Below are 21,020 nucleotides of genomic sequence, written 5' to 3' on the forward strand. Positions count from 1 at the left end.
AGCCATGAGTGAACACAAAAAGAAACTAAAACTGAAAGTCAGTGCCATCAGTGAAGGTACTGTTATTGACCATATTCCTTCCGAAAATTTATTCGATGTTATTTCCATTCTCGAATTAGATAAAACTCCAAACATGATCACTTTTGGAGCCAATCTGGATAGCGACAAGCTTGTTAATAAGGCGATTATTAAAGTTTCCAATCAGTTTTTTGAAAATGACGACATCAACAAAATTGCATTAATTGCACCGCATGCCAAACTTAACATCATTAAAGATTACGAAGTTATTGAAAAGAAAGTTGTTGAAGTTCCAAGTCAGGTAATTGGCATTGTAAAGTGTTTTAACCCTAAGTGCATTACCAATGCAGAACCAATCACCACCTCTTTTAAAGTAACTTCAAAAGAGCCAATTGCACTAAAATGCATGTACTGTGAAAAGATCACAAGCGAAAGCCAGATGGTTATCAAATAAATAAAAAAATAGCATTCAATTATTTAAAATGAAACGAACAAACTTTAATGGGTTAATTGAAAAAATTGAAGACTTAGCTCGTAAAAAACCAGAAAATTTACACTATCAAATTTGTAATTTGCTAAAAGAGGAAGTTTTCCATTACGATTGGGTTGGCTTTTATATTTTATACAATAATGCCTTAAAGCTTGGAGACTATGTTGGGAAACCAACCGATCATACGAGTATCGCTATTGGAAAAGGAGTTTGCGGACAGGTTGCTGAAAAGAAGAAAACCATAATCGTACAGGATGTCAGCCAGGAAGATAATTACATTGCATGCAGCATTGACGTACAGTCAGAGATTGTGGTTCCGGTGCTAAAAAATGGTAAGTTTGTTGCCGAATTAGATATTGACAGCCACTCTCCTGCTCCATTTTCACCCGACGATCAGCTATTTCTTGAAAAGGTTTGTGAAATATTGGCCGACACATTCTAACAAACAAAAAGGTTCGCTCAGGTAACCCCTGGCGAACCACTATTATCGTACATTATAAAAGTCTCAATTAATAACGCTGAGGTCTTCTTTGAGGCCGTTCCGTTCTTGGACGGGCTTGGTTCACTTTTATATTTCGTCCGTTTACTTCAGCTCCATCCAACTCTTGAACAGCTTTTTCGCCTTCAGAGTCAATAGCCATCTCAACAAAACCAAAACCTTTAGCTCTGCCAGTTTCACGATCTGTTACAATTTTTACGGATGTAACTTCTCCGTATTCTGCAAAAATTTGCCCTAGTTCGTCTTCTTGAAGATTGTAGTCCAGGTTACCTACATAAATGTTCATAATCAAAAAAAATAAAAATTAGAAATAAAACAAAAACACAATAAATGAGGTAAAAGGAATCGGAAAATGAAATTGTCGCAGAAACCTAATCAGTTTACCCCACCCTTAGTACATAACGTAACGTTTCCAGTTTGGAAATGAAAAAAAATCATTTTAAGTGAAAAGGGAAGTCTCAAAAACATAGAAAACAGCCAATTCTCAACCATACTTACATACAAAAATAAGTATTGTTTTAAATCTGCAAATACTTTACATGTTTTTTTTGTGTAAAGCGAACAATAATTTCAGGCTCACTATCTTGCAGTTAATCAACATATAAAACCAAACCTTTCAAATATTCACCCTCTGGATGGTAGATGTTGATGGGGTGATCGGCCGGCTGATGCAGTTGGTGTAAGATACGAACTTTACGGCCTGACATGGCTGCTCCGGAAAAGACAGCCTCTCTGAATTTATCTTTACTAACCACCTGCGAACAGCTAAATGTAAACAGAATTCCACCGGGGCGGATTTGCTCAAATGCTTTCGCGTTTATTCGTTTGTAGGCTTGAAGCGCCGGACGTAAAGCTCCCCGGTGTTTCGCAAATGCCGGCGGATCCAGCACAATTAAGTTATAGCGATCTTTAATCTCTCGCATAAAATCAAAAGCATCCGCTACAAATGCTTCATGTCGTTTGTCATTTTTAAAATTTAACTCAACATTTTGCTTGGTTAATTCAATTGCTTTTACCGAAGAATCGACCGAATGAACCAGCTTAGCTCCACCTTGCAAGGCAAAAAATGAAAAGCCACCGCTATAACAAAACATATTCAGGACATCGCGTCCGTTGGAATATTGTTCAACCAGCTTTCGGTTTTCACGTTGATCAATGAAAAAACCTGTTTTCTGCCCCGAAATCCAATCAACCTGATAGGAAAGATCGTACTCTTGCACAACACAAGGTTCTGAACTTTCGAGAATATATCCATTCTCAGGACTGATATCAGCTTTAAAAGGCAGCGTTTTTTCACTTTTATCGTATACAGCCTTCAACGAATCGCCCATTATTTTTTTCAGAATTTTAGCCAATTCGTGCCTGATTGGGTACATTCCGACTGAATGAGCCTGATAAACGGCTGTTCCATTATAGTAGTCAATGATAAGGCCGGGCATGCCATCTCCTTCGCCATGAATAAGGCGAAAGACGTTCGTATCCTCACTACCCAGCAATCCTAAATCGCGTCGCAACTGAACCGCATCAGACAATTTTCTTGCCCAAAAATCCTCATCAATTGGGGTATCTTCGAATGAAATAATACGAACAGCAATTGAGCCAACCTGAAAATGGCCAATCGCCAAAAAATCTTTATTACTGGAAACAATTTGGACTAGTTCTCCTTCTTCGAGTTCGCGACTGATAAATTTTACAGCACCGGAAAACACCCAGGGATGAAAACGGTTAAGCGATTGTTCTTTCCCTGATTTTAATGTAACAACGGGTAATGTCATGATTGTGCAGCTATTAACGAATTAAAAATTTCATGCGAAACCCAGGCATCAGTCGCCGCATAACTCAATTGTGCTTCCGTGAGATTATCAGACTCCCAGTTCGATAAACGCTGCGATTTTGAAATACGAAAACCGAGCACAATACCTGTGATTTTTTTCAGGCTGAAATCCTGAATACCGTATTCTTTAACCTCTTCCTGAAGTTCCACAAAACCACGTGGATTAAAATGATTTACCTTTTGTAAGGTTTTTATATCATCGCGGATGGCAACACCAACTTTGGTGATTTTCTTATCGGCTAAAATTGCTTTCAGTCCGTCAGGCAAACTAATTTTATTGATCCGAAAGATAAAAGCTTTTTCGTCAGTAGATAACTGCAACAGCGCAACCTGATTAATTTGCCCCCGCTTAAACGAAGGCTTCGTCTCGGTATCAAAGCCGAGAACCGATTGTTTCTTCAAATAACTCACCGCTTCTTTGTATTGACTTTCGTTTTCAACCAACACAATATCGCCTTCAAAGGATTGCAACGGCAAGTCAGCCAGTGCTTCTTTTGTTATACTTTCAATAAACATAGTTAATCTTCCTGATTGTTAAATAATTGGTTCAGCCAGTCCGGTTTACTGCTTTCGCCATCACCTTCCTCTTCATCAGTCTTTCTTCCGGTCACCTGATCGTCCAGGTCTAAATCGCTATAAACAAGCGAATGAATTGCGCGTAAGCAATTGACCAGACGCTGCCCCCAGAAGTTCCTGAAATTATCCTGACAAATCCACAAGGCTTCCTCCATAACAAGCTCGTCGCCTGTCCGGTACGACATTAAGAAGTCTTTCAGATCTTGAAAAACATCTGCCAGACACTCAGAAATACTTGCCGTTAAAGGAGCATCACTAAACTGCATATCCGGATCAAAAACCTCTTGAAAATCATCATATTGACCAAGAAGATTCATGATTTTTTGTTGAAGAAAACTATAATCAACCTCAGTTACAAACTTCTCGAGCCCCATTTCCTCGTAGCTCTCAATTTTGGGTAAAACCGAGGTTTTCAGGTATAACAAAGGTAAAATCTTTTGCACCTTATCTAAAAAGCTACGAGTTGTATGACTTCCTGCTGTTTCAACAAAACCACAGTATTCATTGGCAACCGTAACAAATTCGATTACATTTTTTGAATAAACAATTGGATTTAAATTTTCCTCTGTCATAGATTGAAATTAATCATGCAAAAATAGAAAAGATTTTTCGTTTCGTCCGTATTTAGCTTCTTTTGTCACTGTATCACTTCCACTCCAACTTATTATCAATACGATGTACAATTTTTCCGTTATCCATCAGCCAGCGAATAACATTAATTTTTTCGTCTTCATTCCCGGCAAGTTTCATAATCAGTTCCTCAAAAGTACATGCATCTTTTAGGATTTTTTTAATTTCCTGTGCAAGCTGATCGAACTCCAGCTTGCTAAGCCCCAATTCATTTCGTTCCAAACAAACATCACACTTTCCGCAACGAACCGAATCTGTTTCTCCAAAATATTCGAGCAAAACCTGGCTCCGGCATTTCAGTTTTTGGGTAGCATAATAGATCATCGCCTCAATGCGCTTCTGGTAGTCTTTTTTTCGATCAGCATAATGCTCTTTAGAAATCTTCAACCGACTAATGTCAATCCGTTCTTTCGGGAAATAAATGTAAGGCGTATTTTTCCGGGGAATATAATGAATGATTTTGTACGAACTTAAATGAGATAAAAAACGCGACACCACCTCCATGCTTAAACCGGCTCGTTTTGCCAACAACTCCTCATTAATCGGCACATAATCCGAAAACAAACCGGAATACGAACGAAGCAGTAATTTAATGAATCCATCGAAACTGGAATTAGCCACCTGAAATTTGTATAAATCATCGCGTGTTACAATAAAATTTACCCGAGACGGATTATCAGCCTCACTGGTCAACTCCAAATACCCTTCGCGTTGTAATATTTTAATGCTGTTGTAAACTTGCTGAATCTGCATGTTGTATTTCGATGCAAATTCGCCCAAATTAAAATCTTTCGTTTGATTAATTCCATAACCAACAGCCAACTGGAACGTATTACAAATGGCCTGATACACTTTTTTTATAATTTCAACTTCAGGAAATGACTTCTCAACATTCTTTTTCAAGGTCAAAATATCAGACTTCCCATAAATCATGACGCCAAAGGCTTTGTTTCCATCACGTCCTGCCCTGCCCGCTTCCTGGAAGTATGCTTCCGGAGAATCAGCCGGGCCAAAGTGTATGACAAAACGCACATTGGCTTTATCAATTCCCATCCCAAATGCATTGGTTGCCACAATTATGCGGGTCTTCCCCGATTTCCAATCGTTTTGTTTCTTCTCCCGATTTAAACTGCTTAAACCGGCATGATAATAGTCTGCTGAAATTCGATTCCTTTTTAGATACTCGCTAATCTCCTTGGTCAATTTCCTGCTTCGAACATACACAATACCAGTCCCTTTTGCCCTTTGGGTTGATTGCAATAAATACTGCATTTTGTCTTCACGCTCGCGAACCACATAAACCACGTTTTCACGAAAAAAACTTTTCCGAAGAACATGTTCTTTCTTAAAGTCCAGCTGTTTTTGAATGTCCTTTTCAACCTCGTGTGTAGCTGTGGCAGTAAGCGCTAAAACCGGCACCCCGGGTAACAGTTTTCGTAACTCCTTTATTTTTCGGTACGAAGGTCTGAAGTCAAATCCCCACTGCGAGATACAATGAGCTTCATCAACTGTGATCAAGTTGACCTCCATATTTGATAAATTATCCTTAAAGCGCTCGGTGTTAATACGCTCCGGCGACAAATACAAGAACTTGTAATCGCCCCAACTGGCTTTATCAAAAGCTATTTTTATCTCTTGCTGGCTTAATCCTGAGTGTATCGCCAAGGCTTTTATTCCCTTCTTATTCAGGTTCTCCACCTGGTCTTTCATTAAGGAAATCAATGGCGTTATAACCAGGCATATTCCCGGCTTCGCTAACGAATAAACCTGAAAGGTTATTGACTTTCCTCCACCGGTCGGCATTAATCCCAGCGTATCATGACCATCATCAACGGATTGTATAATCTCTTCCTGCAAAGGACGAAATGCTGAATAGCCCCAAAAGCGGGTCAATATGGATCTGAAATCACTCAATAAAACTATTTTTTTGCAATGATTATAAAAACGATTTCAACTTAACAAATTTTAATGAAATTTAATTTTTTTAATGCTGACATGCAAGGCTAATTCCACGGCTATATCCGGTTATTTTTTGTAGTTTTGGCCTATTAAAATAAAAAGTCTGCGCATGTCGTTTTACACAGAAAAAGTAGTTTCAGAGGGATTGACATTTGATGATGTTCTTTTAGTCCCATCATATTCTGATGTATTACCCCGAAATGTTGATTTAAGCTCTTCGTTTACTCGATCTATAAAACTAAATACGCCTATTGTTTCGGCGGCAATGGATACCGTTAGCGATGCGACATTGGCCATTGCAATCGCACGCGAAGGTGGCATCGGTGTTATCCATAAAAACATGAGCATTGAAGACCAAGCCAAACAGGTAATTTCGGTTAAACGGGCCGAAAATGGAATGATTTACGACCCCATTACCATTGAACGCGAAAAGCGGGTTAAAGACGCGCAGGAAATAATGAGAAACTACAAAATTGGTGGCATTCCGGTTGTTAATTCAAATAATATATTGGTTGGAATTGTAACTAACCGTGATTTACGTTTTGAGCAAGACCTTGAACGACCAATTTCTGAAGTGATGACATCGGAGAACCTGGTCTATGCGACAGAATCCACTACGCTGGAGAAAGCTGCTGCCATTCTTCAACAACATAAAATTGAAAAACTTCCGGTTGTCGATCAGTCTAGAAAGCTGATTGGACTGGTAACATACAAAGATATTACAAAAGCCAAGGATAAACCGCTGGCTTGTAAAGATGAAAAAGGTCGCTTGCGTGTGGCCGCAGCAGTTGGCGTTACTCACGATTCAATCGATCGGATTGATGAGTTGGTAAAGGCTCAGGTTGATGCGATTGTGATTGATACCGCACACGGACACTCAAAAGGTGTTTTGGAAACCCTCAGAAAAGCCAAAGCCAACTATCCAGAGATCGATTTTGTTGCCGGAAACATTGCGACGGCTGAAGCAGCTGCGGATCTGGTTTTGGCAGGAGCTGATGCTGTGAAAGTTGGTATTGGCCCCGGGTCAATTTGTACTACACGGGTGATTGCCGGAGTTGGAATTCCACAGCTTTCAGCAATATACGAAGTAGCAAAAAGCCTTCGTAAAAGCGACGTACCATTAATTGCAGATGGCGGAATCCGCTATTCGGGTGATATTGTGAAAGCCATTGCAGCGGGGGCAAATTCAGTAATGGCCGGTTCGCTATTTGCCGGTGTTGAAGAGTCTCCGGGGGAAACCATCATTTTTCAAGGACGAAAATTTAAAGCCTACCGGGGAATGGGTTCTGTTGAAGCCATGCAAGCCGGATCAAAAGATCGGTATTTCCAGGATGTCGAAGACGATATTAAAAAACTAGTTCCCGAAGGTATTACAGCAAGAGTCCCTTACAAAGGATCTCTACATGAAGTACTCTATCAAATGATTGGAGGATTGCGAGCAGGAATGGGCTATTGCGGAGCCAAAAATATTGAAGAATTAATGCATGCTAAGTTTACACGAGTTACTTCTTCAGGAGTTCAGGAAAGTCACCCACATGATGTTTCGGTAACACGCGAAGCCCCCAATTACAGCAGCCGTTGATAAGAGTTGAATTAATTTTTTGTCTGATATTTTAAACTGACAATTATTTATGAATCGTTTTACGCTATTATTTTTTGTTGTTTTTTTCGCGATAAGCGGATTTGCACAAAACAACAGTGACCTTATTATTAAAATTGGTGATCATGTCATCTTAAAAGACGAATTTGTTCACTTATATGAAAAGAACAACGATCACCTGATAGATGAGTCAGAAAAAAAGACCCCCAAAGAATACCTCGACCTGTTCGTCAATTTTAAGTTGAAAGTATATGAAGCAGAACGATTGGGATATGATACGCTCCCTGGATTTATTAGTGAATTGAAAAGTTATCGCGCCGAATTGGCAAAACCATACCTCACTGATGTTCAGCACACCAAGGAAATGGTAAAAACAGCTTACCAACATATGAAAACGGAGCTTAATGCCAGTCATATCTTAATTCGACTGCCTGAAAAGCCAATGCCCAATGATACGCTAAAAGCCTGGAATAAAACAAATGAAATAATTCAAAAATACGAGAATGGTGAGAGCTTCGAATCTCTAGCCGAAAAATATTCTGATGACCCTTCCGTTAGACAAAACAAGGGTAATTTAGGGTACTTCAGCGCTTTTCAAATGGTTTACCCGTTTGAGAACGCAGCGTATAATTTAGAAGTAGGTGAGGTATCAAAACCTGTTCGTACAAAGTTTGGATATCACCTAATCAAGTTGAATAAAAGACGAGCTGCCAAAGGGCAAATCAAGGTAGCTCATATCATGAAAAGGTTAGCAGAAAACTCCAGCGAAGAGACCATAAAACATCAAAAGCAAGAGATTGACAGCATAGCGGCAGAGCTAAAAAAAGGAGCTGATTTCGGGGAGTTGGCTAAAGCGAATTCTGACGATCGACGCTCTGCTTCAAATGAAGGCCAGTTATCTTGGTTTGGTTCATCGGGCATGATGCCTGAATTTGCCGACCCAGCATTTGCACTTGAGCATGATGGCGATATTTCCCCTGTCATCCGCACACCATACGGATGGCATATTATCAAACGAATTGAATATCGTCCTGTTCCCGAATTTGAAGAAATCGAAGCTTTTCTAACTGACAAAATCCGCAAAGATCCGTCAATTAGCCGGCACAGTGACGAAATTTTCATCAATAAGCTGAAACAAGAATACGGCTTCAAAGAAGACAACCAAATTTTCGGGCAATTGAAAAAAGAAATCGAGCCCGCTTTTGGAAATGATCATTTCAAATTACTGAAGCTTGAAAAGCCTGGAGAAGTCATTTTTAGTTTTTCCGATCAACAGATTACAAGTGGTGATTTCTGGGATTACTATTTAAACAATCCCGACACAGAAGAACTCACCGACTTTCAATTATCAATAGAAAACAAATACCAAAAATTCGTTGAAGATCGACTCCTTCAGTATGAAGATGCTCACTTGGAAGACAATTATCCGGAGTTCAGATATTTGATCAAAGAATACCATGACGGTATTTTGTTGTTCAATATTTCGGAAGATAAAATTTGGAATGCCGCGGCACAAGATTCTGTTGGCTTGCAAGCTTTTTACGAGAAAAACAAAAAGAAGTATTTCTGGGGAGATCGATTTCAGGGATGGGTTATTAAGTGCGACAATCTGGAGGTTCGGGACTTTATAGATGCTGTTTTTGAACAAGATCCCGACATTCAGGCAACAGGACTGCGTGATCAGGTTACAGACCATTTCGGAGAAGGGAAAGCCGAAATTATTTATGGCTATTTTGAAAAAGGCGACGATGAACTCGTCGACAACCAAGTTTGGAATGCCCCCGAACCAGAAGATTATAACGAAAGTTTGCATTTTATCCGCGGAAATGGAATACCACCACAGCCAAAAACATTGGAAGAAGCTAAGGGATTGTACATTTCAGACTATCAACAATTTTTAGAAGACAACTGGTTAAAAGAACTGAGAAAAAGATATAAAATAAGAGTGAAAAGACGTGTTTTGAAAAGCATTGAATCAATAAAATGAGCTTAAAATATTTATACATTTTCTGTTTCATACTTTTCATATCGGCATGCTCCGAGGTGAAAAATCAGGTGCCGCTTGCTCAGGTTGGCGACAAGCTACTTTTTCTTGAAGATGTGAGAAAGGTAATTCCGGAGAGGCTTTCAGAAACTGATAGCAGTCTTTGGGTCGACGATTTTATCAAAAAATGGGTGCAGCAGGAATTAATGATTTTGAATGCTGAAGCCAACCTCACTCCAGCCGAAAAGGACGTAAGCCAGGAGATGGAAGATTATCGAAACTCGTTGCTCATTTATCGTTATAAAAAAGCGTTGATGGAGCAAAAAATGGATACGGGAATTACCAATGAGCAAATCAATGCATACTATGATGGTCACATCAATGAATTTGTATTGAAGAATGATATTGTGAAAGCAATTTATTTAAAGACACCATTGGAAGTTGCAAACCCCGAGACAATCAAAAGTTTGTCGATGGACGAGGATCCTCAGAAGCTTGAGGAACTGGATGAGTATTGCATCCGGTACGCCAAGGCTTACGATCGTTTTGACAATAAATGGGTCGAGGCCGACCAACTGTTAGAGCAGATTCCGGAAGAAATTGATAACCTGGAGCGATTTTTAAGGAGAAACAAGTTTATTGAAAGTGAAGATACAGATTATTATTATTTTATTTGTATCCGCGATTTCAGGTTTAGAGGCGAAAATGCACCTGTTGAGTTTGTGTCATCGTCAATAAAAAATATTCTACTCAACCAGCGAAAGATTAATTTTCTAAAAAAAATCGAAGCTGATGTGTACCAGGAAGGAATGGAATCGAATAAGTTTAGACTTTATAATATTCAAAATTAAAATAATATGTTCAGAAAAATTTTTGTCGTTACACTGTTCTTAAGCTGCTTATCCACAGCAATCATGGCCCAGGATAAAATTGTTGACCAGATTGTAGCCGTGGTTGGTAGCAATATTATCCTCAAATCGGATGTCGAGAACATGTACATCCAACAACAGGCACAAGGGATTGTGTCGGATGGAGACATGAAATGCGAAATATTAGAAGATTTTCTGGTTGAAAAGCTGCTTTTAGCCGAAGCTGAACTTGATACATTAATTGAAGTAACAGATAATCAGATCAACCAACAGTTAGATCAGCGTATTCAGTATTTTGTACAGCATTTAGGTTCAGAGCAAGCGGTTGAAGCCTACTTTAAAAAACCGATTACCGAAATTAAGGCTGACTTGGAAGACGTGATCCGAAACCAGTCTTTGACGCAGCAGATGCAGTCGAAAATCATTGATAAAGTTCAGGTAACGCCATCAGAAGTTCGCTATCATTATAGAAGCTTAAAACAGGACGAAATTCCGATGGTCGAATCGCAGGTTGAATATTCCCAGATTACCCTTTTTCCTGCCATATCGCTGGAAGAAGAAAACCGGATTAAAGCACGCCTTCGTGAGTTTAAAAAGCGGGTTGAAGATGGTGAAAACTTTGCTACACTTGCGGTTCTTTATTCTGAAGGACCTTCGGCTGCAAATGGTGGAGAGCTCGGCTACATGGGACGTGCACAGCTCGATAAGAACTACGCGTCAACAGCGTTCAACCTCAAAGGCGACCGTGTGTCGAATGTGGTTAAAAGTGAGTTCGGCTACCATATTATCCAGGTGATTGATCGCAAAGGCGAACAGGTCAATACCCGCCACATTATTTTAAAGCCTAAAGCAACAGCCGAAACAATGCAAAATGCATACAACCGTTTAGATAGCCTGGCCAACTTTATTCGCAAAGAAGATCTTTCGTTTGAAGACGCTGCAATGCGTTACTCGTTCGATAAAAATTCACGAAATAGTGGCGGTACAGTTATTAACCCACAAACCATGTCAACCAAGTGGAACCAGGAAGAATTGGATCCCGATGTCAGTAAAGTTTTGAACGAATTGAAGGTAAATGAAATTTCTGATCCCTTTAAAACCATCGATGACAAACAGCGTTCGGTATATAAAATTGTCAAGCTAAAAAACCGGATCAAGCAACACCGCGCCAACCTCCAGGAGGATTACCAAATGCTGAATGACATCTATTTGCAGAAAAAGCAAGAAGAAGCCATGAACGAATGGATCTCCAAACAACAATCGAAAACATACATCAGCATTGACGACACCTACGTGAATTGTAATTTCGAGTTTAAAGGCTGGATAAAATAAACGAGAAAATAGTTTTATGAATTTCAAAAATGATGTTGAAGCAGTTGATGCTTTAAAAGCAAAAATAGATTTACTTCAGGCAGAAATACAGAAACGTATTTATGGGCAGGATGAAATCATCAAACAAGTGCTCATTTCGCTTTTTAGTCGCGGACATTGCTTGTTAATTGGTGTTCCCGGGCTAGCGAAAACCTTGCTGGTAAATACAATTGCAGAAGTACTGGGTTTAAAATATAGTCGGATACAATTTACGCCCGACTTAATGCCTTCCGACATCATTGGTACGGATATCCTTGATAAAAACCGTGAGTTCAAATTCATCAAAGGGCCGTTATTTGCCAATATTATTTTGGCCGATGAAATTAACCGAACACCTCCTAAAACGCAAGCGGCACTGCTCGAAGCCATGCAGGAAAGAGCAGTAACCGCAGGTGGGGAACGTTTCGAATTGAATAAACCGTTTTTTGTTTTGGCAACGCAAAATCCGATTGAGCAGGAAGGAACCTATCCCCTGCCCGAAGCCCAACTCGACCGGTTTATGTTCTCCATTTGGTTGGACTACCCGGCCTATGAAGATGAATTAACCATCGTAAGAAATACAACTTCTGACTTTTCAACCGAGTTGAAAGAAATAATTTCAGCCGAAGAAATTAAGTATTTCCAGCAGCTTGTTTTAAAAATCCCCATTAACGACAATGTATTGAAATATGCTGTTTCCTTGTCGGCCAAAACCCGCCCCGGAACAAAATTAGCTGCACCAATTACCGATAAGTACCTGAAATGGGGAGCAGGCCCGAGAGCCTCACAATATTTAGTACTTGGAGCCAAAACCCATGCAGCGCTATCGGGAAAATACTCACCTGATATTGAAGATGTGAAAGCCATTGCAAAGACAATACTTCGTCATCGGGTCATCAAAAACTACAAAGCTGAAGCAGAAAACATCTCCGTTGATCAAATTATTCAGGAATTGCTGTAATCTATAAGTAGAATGAAGCTGAAAGCGACCACCTGCAAACTAATATTTTTACTTGTACTCATTCCGGTATTTGCTTTTTCGCAAACAAAAAAACGGGTAGATATCGAACAGGCAGACTTTTTGGAGTACAATGAAAGTATTATTAAAAATGCCCAACGCCTAATTGGAAATGTGATTATAACTCACGAAGGTATTCGAATGTGGTGCGACAGTGCCTATTCATACACCGACACCAATATGGTTGATGCTTATGGGCATGTTCATATTTTAAAAGATGACACCCTGCATATGTACTCCAATTACCTTAATTACAATGGAGATACCAAATGGGCAGTGGCAACAGGAAATGTAAAACTAGTAAACAAATCAACTACCTTAACCACAGACACACTCGATTTCGATATGGCTCAGAACATCGGATTTTACGATGATTACGGAACTGTGGTAGACAGCACAAGTACCTTAAACAGTAAAATAGGACAGTACTATGCCGACCTTAACAAAGCCTATTTCAAAAAAGAAGTTCATGTATTTTCTGAGGATTACACATTGGATTCAGACACGCTGATTTATGATACCAAAACGAAAGTTGTTTCGATTGTGGGCCCAACCCATATTCATGATGAAGAAACAACACTTTATGCTGAAAGTGGTTTTTACAACAGTATCACAGGGAATGCGGAGTTGTACAAAAATCCGGTGATTACGGGTGAGGAACAAGAAGTGATTGCTGACTCAATTTTCTACGATAAAACCACCGGAGATGGTCGGGCAATTGGCAATGCCAGCATTGAGGATTATAAAAACCGAATGATTGTAAGAGGAAATCGGGTTGTTTATAATGAAACACAGGAAACAGCCATGGCGACTGATTCTGCTCACCTTCTACTCTATTCGGAGAAAGATACCCTTTACCTACACGCCGACACGCTCAAATCAATCCCTGACACCATTCCTGACGAGAAACTGGTGATGGCCTATTATCATGTTAAGTTTTTCAGAGACGACATGCAAGGAAAGTGTGACTCGATGGTTTATTGGTCACTGGATTCAACGATTCAGCTCTTCCACGATCCGGTTGTTTGGTCAGACAATAACCAAATGACAGCTGACTACATTGAAATGATTAATCAAACGAATGATCCTGATTTGGTAAAACTGGATCATAACGCATTTATCGTTGCCATGGAAGATTCCGGGAGATACAACCAGATCAAAGGACGCGATATGCTTGGGTACATCAGAAAAAATGAACTTTATAAAATTGATGTGGATGGAAACGGACAGTCAATTTATTATGCCAAAGATAAAAATGGCATAATTGGGTTAAATAAAGCGATTAGCAGCACCATAGAAATCTATCTGGACAGCAGCAAGATCAAAAAAATTGTGTTTATAAAATCGCCTGACGGGCAACTGATGCCGCTGCCAGAAATTTCTGATGAGGAAAAAGTACTCCCCGGGTTTCACTGGCTGGATGCCATTCGGCCAAAGCGAGTTGAAGACATCTTTGAAAGGCAAAAAAATAGCAAGGCGAACTGATCCACCTTGCTTCTAATATTTCTTTTACTTGACTTGCCCTCGACTTAGTTAATACTCGTCTTCATTGAAGAAAAAGTCGTCTTTACTTGGATAGTCAGGCCAAATATCTTCAATGCTCTCATAAATCTCCCCTTCGTCTTCAATTTCCTGCAAATTTTCAATCACTTCAAGGGGTGCACCTGATCTGATGCCATAATCGATCAACTCGTCCTTGCTTGCAGGCCAAGGGGCATCTTCTAATTTTGAAGCTAATTCTAGTGTCCAATACATATTCGACAGTATTTAGTTTTGATTCATTTTTTCGATTTTGCGAATATATAAAAAATAAAATCAAAACCTAAAAAAAAGATTTGTTATCTAGACCCCCGATTTCCATTGCGTTTCTGGCACATTTTCATCAAATGAAATCTTTCTTCCCAGCACAAAAAGGTAGTCAGACAGTCGATTTATGAATTTTACCAGGTTTTTATTGACTTCATTCTGTTCTGAAAGCTCAATTATTCGGCGCTCAGCCCTCCGACAAACTGTACGTGCAATTTGTGTATGTGCAGCAGCAATACTCCCTCCCGGCAAAATAAAACTGTTTAGCTTAGGGAGCACTTCAAACATTTGGTCCATTTCCTTTTCAAGCATTTCAATGTCTTCTGTTTTACATGGGATCTGCTTTTTAAACTCCGACACCGAATCATCGGTTGCCAGCTGAGCTCCAATCGTGAATAATACACACTGAATATGCTTCAAAACTTCCTTAGCTTTTTCATCAATATCCATCGCCACAATTAAACCAACATGACTATTTAGCTCATCTACTGTTCCATACGATTCTAAACGGATATTATACTTTTTTACCCGCGCACCACCAATTAAACCAGTGGTACCATCATCTCCTGTTTTTGTATATACGCGAACTTCTTTCTCCATTAAATTACCGGATTTGGGTTGATTTCATCTGATTCTACTTCCCCATCTTTTAACCGAATAACGCGGTGTGCATGTAGGGCAATATCCTCCTCATGAGTTACAACAATCAGAGTATTGCCTTGTTGATGAATTTCGGAAAACAATTGCATGATTTCTTCTGAAATTTTTGAATCCAGGTTTCCTGTGGGCTCATCAGCTAAAAGAATTGCAGGTTTATTAATTAAAGCGCGAGCGACTGCAACCCGCTGTCGCTGTCCTCCGGAAAGTTCATTAGGTTTATGGTCAATCCGGTCAGCCAAGCCAACATCTGTCAACATCTCGGTAGCTCGTTGCATTCGCTCTTGCTTCTTCACTCCCGAATATACCATGGGTAACATCACATTGTCTAAAGCTGTGCTTCGGGGTAGCAAGTTAAAGGTTTGAAAAATGAAACCAATTTCGCGATTTCTAATCACTGCTAATTCATCATCGGTTAAATCACTAACGTTATGCTTGTTCAAAATGTAAGTACCACTTGTAGGCGTATCTAAACATCCAATTACGTTCATTAAAGTAGACTTACCTGATCCTGAAGCCCCCATAATAGCAACATACTCGCCTTCATTAATATGAATACTAACCGAGCGAAGAGCCCGAACAACCTGTGTTCCAACCTTGTAATTCTTTACAATATTGGTTAAACTAATTACCTCATTTGTTGTGTTTGACATGTACTTTGATTAATTTCAAAAAAGAGAAAATGGACAATACTCTTTTTTATTTGGTTAGTAAATATAAGGATATGATATTGATTTCTCACTTGCGGTAAGCACTTTTAAGTATTCGTATTTCGTGCAATTAACAAAAACCATGCAATACATAATAAATATGAACAAAAAATCTTAATAACTCTAAAAATATTTCAAACATGAGCTGAATTTTGTTTTTTATCTTTGCTTTATGCCGGAATATTTAGATCAGGACATTAAATTTTTACCGGGTGTGGGCCCAAAGCGAGCTGAGCTACTTAAAAAAGAGCTTAACATCAACACATTTCGCGATCTGCTTTACTATTTTCCTTACAAATATATCGACCGCACAAAATTTCACTCCATTGCCGAAGTAAGATCCAATCAAGCTTACATTCAGGTAAAAGGAAAAATCAGATCTATTGAATTACAAGGCGAGCGACACAAGCAGCGACTAACTGCTGTTTTTGCAGATGAAACCGGTGTAATGGATTTGGTTTGGTTCCAGGGAATTAAATACATCAGAGAAAATCTTTTGCCGGGAAAAACCTATGTGGTTTTTGGCAAACCTTCAGTTTTTAATGGTCGGGTAAATATTATTCATCCTGAAGTTGAAGATAAGACCAGCGAACAAATTAAAACCGGTGTTCTTCAGGCTTTTTATAATACGACCGAAAAGCTAAAAAAGCGTTTTTTAAATACACAGGCTCTCAATAAAATTCAGTATTCGCTCGCGCAGCAAATACGTGGGAAAATTTATGAAACCCTGCCTCCAAAAGTAACTGAACCGTTCAAGCTGATGGGGCTCAAGGACGCCCTCCGGCAAATTCATTTTCCGGAAAGTACTCAACAGCTTCAAAAAGCAACCTTCCGACTTAAATTTGAAGAGCTATTTTTCATTCAACTAAAAATATTGAGCCTCAAACATAGCCGATATGAAGCATTCAAGGGTTTTGTATTTTCTAACGTAGGCTACAACTTCAACCAATTCTACAATAATAATTTGCCATTCGAACTAACGGGAGCACAAAAAAAGGTCATTAAAGAAATACGTAAAGATTTAGGTTCCGGCAAGCAAATGAACCGCCTTTTACAAGGCGATGTGGGCAGTGGAAAAACACTGGTTGCTTTAATGGTTTCACTCATTTCGTTTGACAATGGCTTCCAGGCCAGCCTAATGGCGCCAACTGAGATTTTGGCCATTCAACATTTCAACACCATCCGAAAAATGCTTACCGGACTTGGTGTAAAAACTGCGCTACTAACAGGATCAACCAAAAAGAGCGAACGTAAAATTATTCATGAGCAATTGGAAAGTGGCGATTTACAGCTGCTAATTGGAACACATGCACTAATTGAGGATGTGGTAAGCTTCGATAAATTAGGGCTGGTAATCATCGATGAGCAGCACCGATTTGGCGTTGCCCAGCGGGCTAAACTTTGGAAAAAGAACGCGGGAACTCCTCCTCATATTTTAGTAATGACCGCTACTCCTATTCCTCGAACTTTAGCCATGACGCTTTATGGAGATCTGGAAGTTTCGGTCATTGATGAGCTTCCGCCCGGACGAAAACCAATTGACACCCGCCATTATTTCGAAAACCGCCGAAAGCAGGTTTATCAGTTTATTCGTTCGCAGATTGACGCCGGCCGACAGGCTTATATTGTCTATCCACTGATTAGTGAATCTGAAAAAATGGATTACAAAAACCTGGAAGATGGCTATGAATTGATGCAGGAAGTTTTTCCGCGTTATAAAATAAGCATGGTTCACGGCCGCATGAAACCAGCTGAAAAAGATGCAGAAATGCAATTATTCAAAGAAGGGAAAACACAGATCATGGTCGCCACAACTGTTATTGAGGTTGGCGTTGATGTCCCCAATGCCTCAATCATGGTCATCGAGAGTGCCGAACGTTTCGGCTTGTCGCAACTACATCAACTTCGAGGGCGAGTTGGCCGCGGAGCTGAACAATCCTACTGTCTACTAATGTCTTCGTATAAAATAAGTAACGAAAGCCGTAAACGACTGGAAACCATGGTTCGTACCAATGATGGATTTGAAATTGCAGAAGTGGATTTGAAACTACGGGGCCCCGGAGACATAGAAGGAACACAGCAAAGCGGATTGGGCGTAGACCTCAATATTGCCAACTTGGGAAAAGATGGCGAGATTTTACGTATTGCCCGAAATGTTGCCAGCGATATTCTTGATGATGATCCGAAACTGGAAAAAGAAGAAAACAAAATACTCCGTTATCAATTTCAAAAAATGAAAAACACCGAATTTAACTGGAGCGTAATAAGCTAAATAATAAATCGAAACTAAAATGAAACAATCAAAAGTTTACTTCTCAATTGCCTTTCTTCTGGTTGCAAGTCTTACTTGCCAGGCCAAAGTTTATCGGGTCTTTTACCTGGGAGGACAGTCGAACATGGATGGCTATGGCTATGTAGAAGAGTTACCATCGGATCTTTCTAAAACATTTGACGACGTTATGATTTACCAAGCGCAAATGGCCGAAGATGGAGAGGAGCCGAATGGCGACGGCATATGGGCAAAACTTAAACCGGGTCATGGCAAAGATTTTAAAACTGACGGAAATACAAATCAATACGGTGAACGCTTTGGTATTGAACTATCCTTTGCACAAAGAATGCAGGAGCTATTTCCCGGAGAATCAATTGCACTGATTAAATACTCTCGTGGTGGAACGTCAATTGCTATTGGAGCAAGTTCCTCCGGATGCTGGGATCCAGATTACTCCGAAAAGAACGGCGTTAATCAGTGGGATCATTATTTAGCAACCCTTCGCAGAGCTTTACAGGTTGATGATATTGACGGTGATGGAGAAAAAGATCAATTAATTCCGACAGGGATTGTTTGGATGCAGGGTGAAAGCGATGGACACTCGGCCGAGGTGGCCGTAAAATACGAGGAGAACCTGACGCAACTAATGAATATGATCAGAGCATCGCTGCGACGCGATAAACTCCCGCTGGTTATTGGACGTATTTCTGATAGCGGAAAAGATGAAGATGGCTTGGTGTGGGATTTTGGAAATGTAATTCGCGCAGCGCAAGAGCATTTTGTTGAAAATGATCCGGCCGCCGCTCTGGTTAAAACAACCGATAATTACGAGTATTCAGACAAATGGCACTACGATTCAAATGGATTTATTGACCTTGGAACTCAATTTGCCGACGAGATGTCAAAATTACTACAGGAGAAATAAAAATAATTGGAGATCCTATTAGACTTCAAAAGAGGGATGTCGATTTTAAAATCGACATCCCTCTTTTGTTTTATTACAGAAATCAATTGTCCTTTTTTTTGACGCTTCAAAAGTGATCTTTTCAATTATCAATTTATGTCGATTTAGTTAGCGGAACTTAGCAGAAATTTGTCGTTTTTGTTCAACTCAGAATATAAAGATGACCATTTTCTGCAACTCAGAGATTGTTTTACTGAATATTTAATGCAATCTCTACATTGCAATAAAACAAGATAAGCACAACCACCGCAAGCAAACAAAATACACAACTCATTAATATTGTGATACTTACTAACAATAAAAGGAAAATTAACTATTTAAAAAGAATATAAATAACCGAAGATGTTTTAAAAATGATGAAAATATGGATTCTAGTTATCCAAACATCTTTAGTTTTGCAGTCATAAAAGCTGGAAGAAGAAACAAATGTCGGGAGAGATTTCACATAAAGGGATTATAAAAAAGCTTACTGAAAAAAGTATAGTCGTTGGCATTGTCAACGAATCGGCCTGCTCCGGATGCCATGCAAAAGGAGCATGTTCTATGTCAGACATGAAAGACAAAGAAATTGAAATTAATCATTTCAACGGTGATTACAGCCTCGGACAATCTGTTGAAGTCGTTGGAAAAACATCGCAGGGTTTCAAGGCCTTGTTTTATGGCTATGTCTTTCCGTTTATACTTGTTTTGTTTGCATTGATATTATTAACAAGCCTTCAGTATAACGAAGGCATCAGCGGACTCGTTTCGTTGTCCACTTTAATTCCATATTACACCATACTTTATCTTACTCGAAATAAAATTCGCAAGAGCTTTGAATTTGAAATCAAGCCTTTACTATAATTATGAGTGATACGATTATTTATACTATGATTGCCTTGAGCGCTATAGGTATTTTGGCTGCTGTCATTTTATACTTGGTAGCTCAAAAGTTTAAGGTATATGAAGATCCACGGATCGACGAAGTAGAAAATGCCTTACCTGGGGCCAATTGCGGAGGATGTGGCTATGCCGGGTGTCGCGCGTTTGCTGAAGCATGTGTTAAAGAAAGTGAGTTATCGTCTCTTTTTTGCCCTGTTGGTGGAAACGATTGCATGGGAGGAGTTGCTGATATTTTAGGACTCGAAGCCATTGCACAAGATCCGAAAATAGCGGTTGTTCGGTGCAACGGAACCTGTGACCATCGGCCAAAAACCAATCAGTATGATGGGGCAACATCATGCGCTGTAGCTTCTTCGCTTTATGCAGGAGATACCGGATGCCAGTTTGGATGCCTCGGACACGGCGACTGCGTTGCAGCCTGTGACTTTGATGCAATTCACATGAACCAGGAAACCGGATTACCGGAAGTTGTAGACGACAAGTGTGTTGCCTGTGGTGCCTGTGTTGAAGCCTGCCCAAAAACACTGATTGAGCTTCGTAAACGAGGACCAAAGGACCGTAAAATTTACGTTTCATGCCGCAACGAAGACAAAGGAGGAGTAGCAAAAAAGTCGTGCGAAGTAGCATGTATTGGATGTTCTAAATGTTTCAAGGTATGCCCGTTCGATGCAATTACGATGAACAATAATCTGGCATTTATCGATTCAGACAAATGTAAGTTGTGCCGTAAATGTGTTGTCGAATGTCCTACAAATGCGATTATCGAAGTTGGTTTTCCACCTCGAAAGGTCAAAACAGACTTACCTCCCAAACCAGCAATAAAAAAGGAAGTTCCGAAAAAAGCAGAAGGCAAGTCATCCGAAGATATTAAACCAGATAACTTAGAAAAAAAATAGGAGGCC

The 21,020-nt window shown here is 39.7% G+C and carries 20 protein-coding genes; 12 read left to right on the plus strand and 8 right to left on the minus strand.

Annotated elements, in window-relative coordinates; translation table 11 throughout:
* The first annotated feature begins 4 nt into the window (after positions 1-4).
* A complete protein-coding gene (gene pyrI, locus GR929_RS03145; protein ID WP_159517454.1) occupies positions 5-472 on the plus strand; it encodes an aspartate carbamoyltransferase regulatory subunit in 468 nt (155 codons plus the stop codon).
* A gap of 28 nt (positions 473-500) precedes the next feature.
* The gene (locus tag GR929_RS03150; RefSeq protein ID WP_159517455.1) at positions 501-950 is read left to right on the plus strand and encodes a GAF domain-containing protein; all 450 of its coding nucleotides are present in this window, start codon (positions 501-503) and stop codon (positions 948-950) included.
* A gap of 67 nt (positions 951-1,017) precedes the next feature.
* Here GR929_RS03150 and GR929_RS03155 read toward each other — a convergent pair whose 3' ends face one another.
* The 5 genes from GR929_RS03155 to GR929_RS03175 all read right to left on the minus strand — a co-directional run bounded on the left by GR929_RS03155 (position 1,018) and on the right by GR929_RS03175 (position 5,961).
* Positions 1,018-1,293 carry an RNA recognition motif domain-containing protein gene (locus GR929_RS03155; protein ID WP_159517456.1) on the minus strand — a complete coding sequence of 92 codons (276 nt, stop codon included), beginning with the start codon at positions 1,291-1,293 and terminating at the stop codon, positions 1,018-1,020.
* A 304-nt stretch (positions 1,294-1,597) separates the two neighbouring features.
* Positions 1,598-2,782, minus strand: coding sequence for a class I SAM-dependent rRNA methyltransferase (locus GR929_RS03160; RefSeq protein WP_159517457.1), 1,185 nt, complete (start codon positions 2,780-2,782; stop codon positions 1,598-1,600).
* Entirely contained in the window at positions 2,779-3,357 is a 579-nt protein-coding gene (locus GR929_RS03165; RefSeq protein ID WP_159517458.1) for a 3'-5' exonuclease, read from the minus strand. The genes GR929_RS03160 and GR929_RS03165 overlap by 4 nt, the downstream gene beginning before the upstream one ends.
* 2 nt (positions 3,358-3,359) lie before the next feature.
* Positions 3,360-3,989, minus strand: a complete 630-nt coding sequence (locus tag GR929_RS03170; protein ID WP_159517459.1) for a DUF5063 domain-containing protein — start codon at positions 3,987-3,989, stop codon at positions 3,360-3,362.
* Positions 3,990-4,062: 73 nt separating this feature from the next.
* A complete protein-coding gene (locus tag GR929_RS03175; RefSeq protein ID WP_159517460.1) occupies positions 4,063-5,961 on the minus strand; it encodes a RecQ family ATP-dependent DNA helicase in 1,899 nt (632 codons plus the stop codon).
* Positions 5,962-6,115: 154 nt separating this feature from the next.
* Between GR929_RS03175 and guaB the strand changes: the two genes are divergently transcribed.
* From guaB to GR929_RS03205, 6 genes are read left to right on the plus strand one after another with little or no spacing between them, the layout of a single operon-like run.
* Positions 6,116-7,588: an IMP dehydrogenase gene (gene guaB / locus GR929_RS03180; RefSeq protein WP_159517461.1), complete on the plus strand. Its 1,473-nt coding sequence runs from the start codon at positions 6,116-6,118 to the stop codon at positions 7,586-7,588.
* A gap of 49 nt (positions 7,589-7,637) precedes the next feature.
* Positions 7,638-9,593 carry a peptidylprolyl isomerase gene (locus tag GR929_RS03185; RefSeq protein WP_159517462.1) on the plus strand — a complete coding sequence of 652 codons (1,956 nt, stop codon included), beginning with the start codon at positions 7,638-7,640 and terminating at the stop codon, positions 9,591-9,593.
* On the plus strand, positions 9,590-10,441 hold the full coding sequence (locus GR929_RS03190; RefSeq protein WP_159517463.1) for a hypothetical protein: 852 nt from the start codon (positions 9,590-9,592) through the stop codon (positions 10,439-10,441). The genes GR929_RS03185 and GR929_RS03190 overlap by 4 nt, the downstream gene beginning before the upstream one ends.
* Before the next feature lie 6 nt (positions 10,442-10,447).
* Positions 10,448-11,791, plus strand: a complete 1,344-nt coding sequence (locus tag GR929_RS03195) for a peptidylprolyl isomerase (RefSeq protein WP_159517464.1) — start codon at positions 10,448-10,450, stop codon at positions 11,789-11,791.
* A 16-nt stretch (positions 11,792-11,807) separates the two neighbouring features.
* Entirely contained in the window at positions 11,808-12,770 is a 963-nt protein-coding gene (locus tag GR929_RS03200; protein WP_159517465.1) for an AAA family ATPase, read from the plus strand.
* Positions 12,771-12,782: 12 nt separating this feature from the next.
* Entirely contained in the window at positions 12,783-14,312 is a 1,530-nt protein-coding gene (locus GR929_RS03205) for an OstA-like protein (protein ID WP_159517466.1), read from the plus strand.
* A gap of 48 nt (positions 14,313-14,360) precedes the next feature.
* Here GR929_RS03205 and GR929_RS03210 read toward each other — a convergent pair whose 3' ends face one another.
* From GR929_RS03210 to GR929_RS03220, 3 genes are all read right to left on the minus strand, one after another.
* Entirely contained in the window at positions 14,361-14,582 is a 222-nt protein-coding gene (locus tag GR929_RS03210) for a DUF2795 domain-containing protein (protein WP_027585323.1), read from the minus strand.
* A gap of 87 nt (positions 14,583-14,669) precedes the next feature.
* Complete coding sequence (locus GR929_RS03215; protein ID WP_159517467.1) at positions 14,670-15,233, minus strand: cob(I)yrinic acid a,c-diamide adenosyltransferase; 564 nt, start codon at positions 15,231-15,233, stop codon at positions 14,670-14,672.
* Entirely contained in the window at positions 15,233-15,943 is a 711-nt protein-coding gene (locus tag GR929_RS03220) for an ABC transporter ATP-binding protein (protein ID WP_159517468.1), read from the minus strand. The genes GR929_RS03215 and GR929_RS03220 overlap by 1 nt, the downstream gene beginning before the upstream one ends.
* A 229-nt stretch (positions 15,944-16,172) precedes the next feature.
* On the opposite strand from GR929_RS03220, the gene recG reads away from it, so the two are divergent.
* The 4 genes from recG (at position 16,173) to GR929_RS03240 (ending at position 21,014) form a co-directional block, all read left to right on the plus strand.
* Entirely contained in the window at positions 16,173-18,272 is a 2,100-nt protein-coding gene (recG, locus tag GR929_RS03225; protein ID WP_159517469.1) for an ATP-dependent DNA helicase RecG, read from the plus strand.
* 19 nt (positions 18,273-18,291) lie between these two features.
* Positions 18,292-19,197, plus strand: a complete 906-nt coding sequence (locus GR929_RS03230; RefSeq protein ID WP_159517470.1) for a sialate O-acetylesterase — start codon at positions 18,292-18,294, stop codon at positions 19,195-19,197.
* Between the two features lie 465 nt (positions 19,198-19,662).
* The gene (locus GR929_RS03235) at positions 19,663-20,079 is read left to right on the plus strand and encodes a SoxR reducing system RseC family protein (RefSeq protein ID WP_159517471.1); all 417 of its coding nucleotides are present in this window, start codon (positions 19,663-19,665) and stop codon (positions 20,077-20,079) included.
* Between the two features lie 2 nt (positions 20,080-20,081).
* Positions 20,082-21,014: a Fe-S cluster domain-containing protein gene (locus tag GR929_RS03240; RefSeq protein WP_159517472.1), complete on the plus strand. Its 933-nt coding sequence runs from the start codon at positions 20,082-20,084 to the stop codon at positions 21,012-21,014.
* Positions 21,015-21,020: the final 6 nt, after the last annotated feature.

Origin of the sequence: Sunxiuqinia indica (assembly GCF_009847015.1) — a bacterium.
Lineage (GTDB): Bacteria > Bacteroidota > Bacteroidia > Bacteroidales > Prolixibacteraceae > Sunxiuqinia > Sunxiuqinia indica.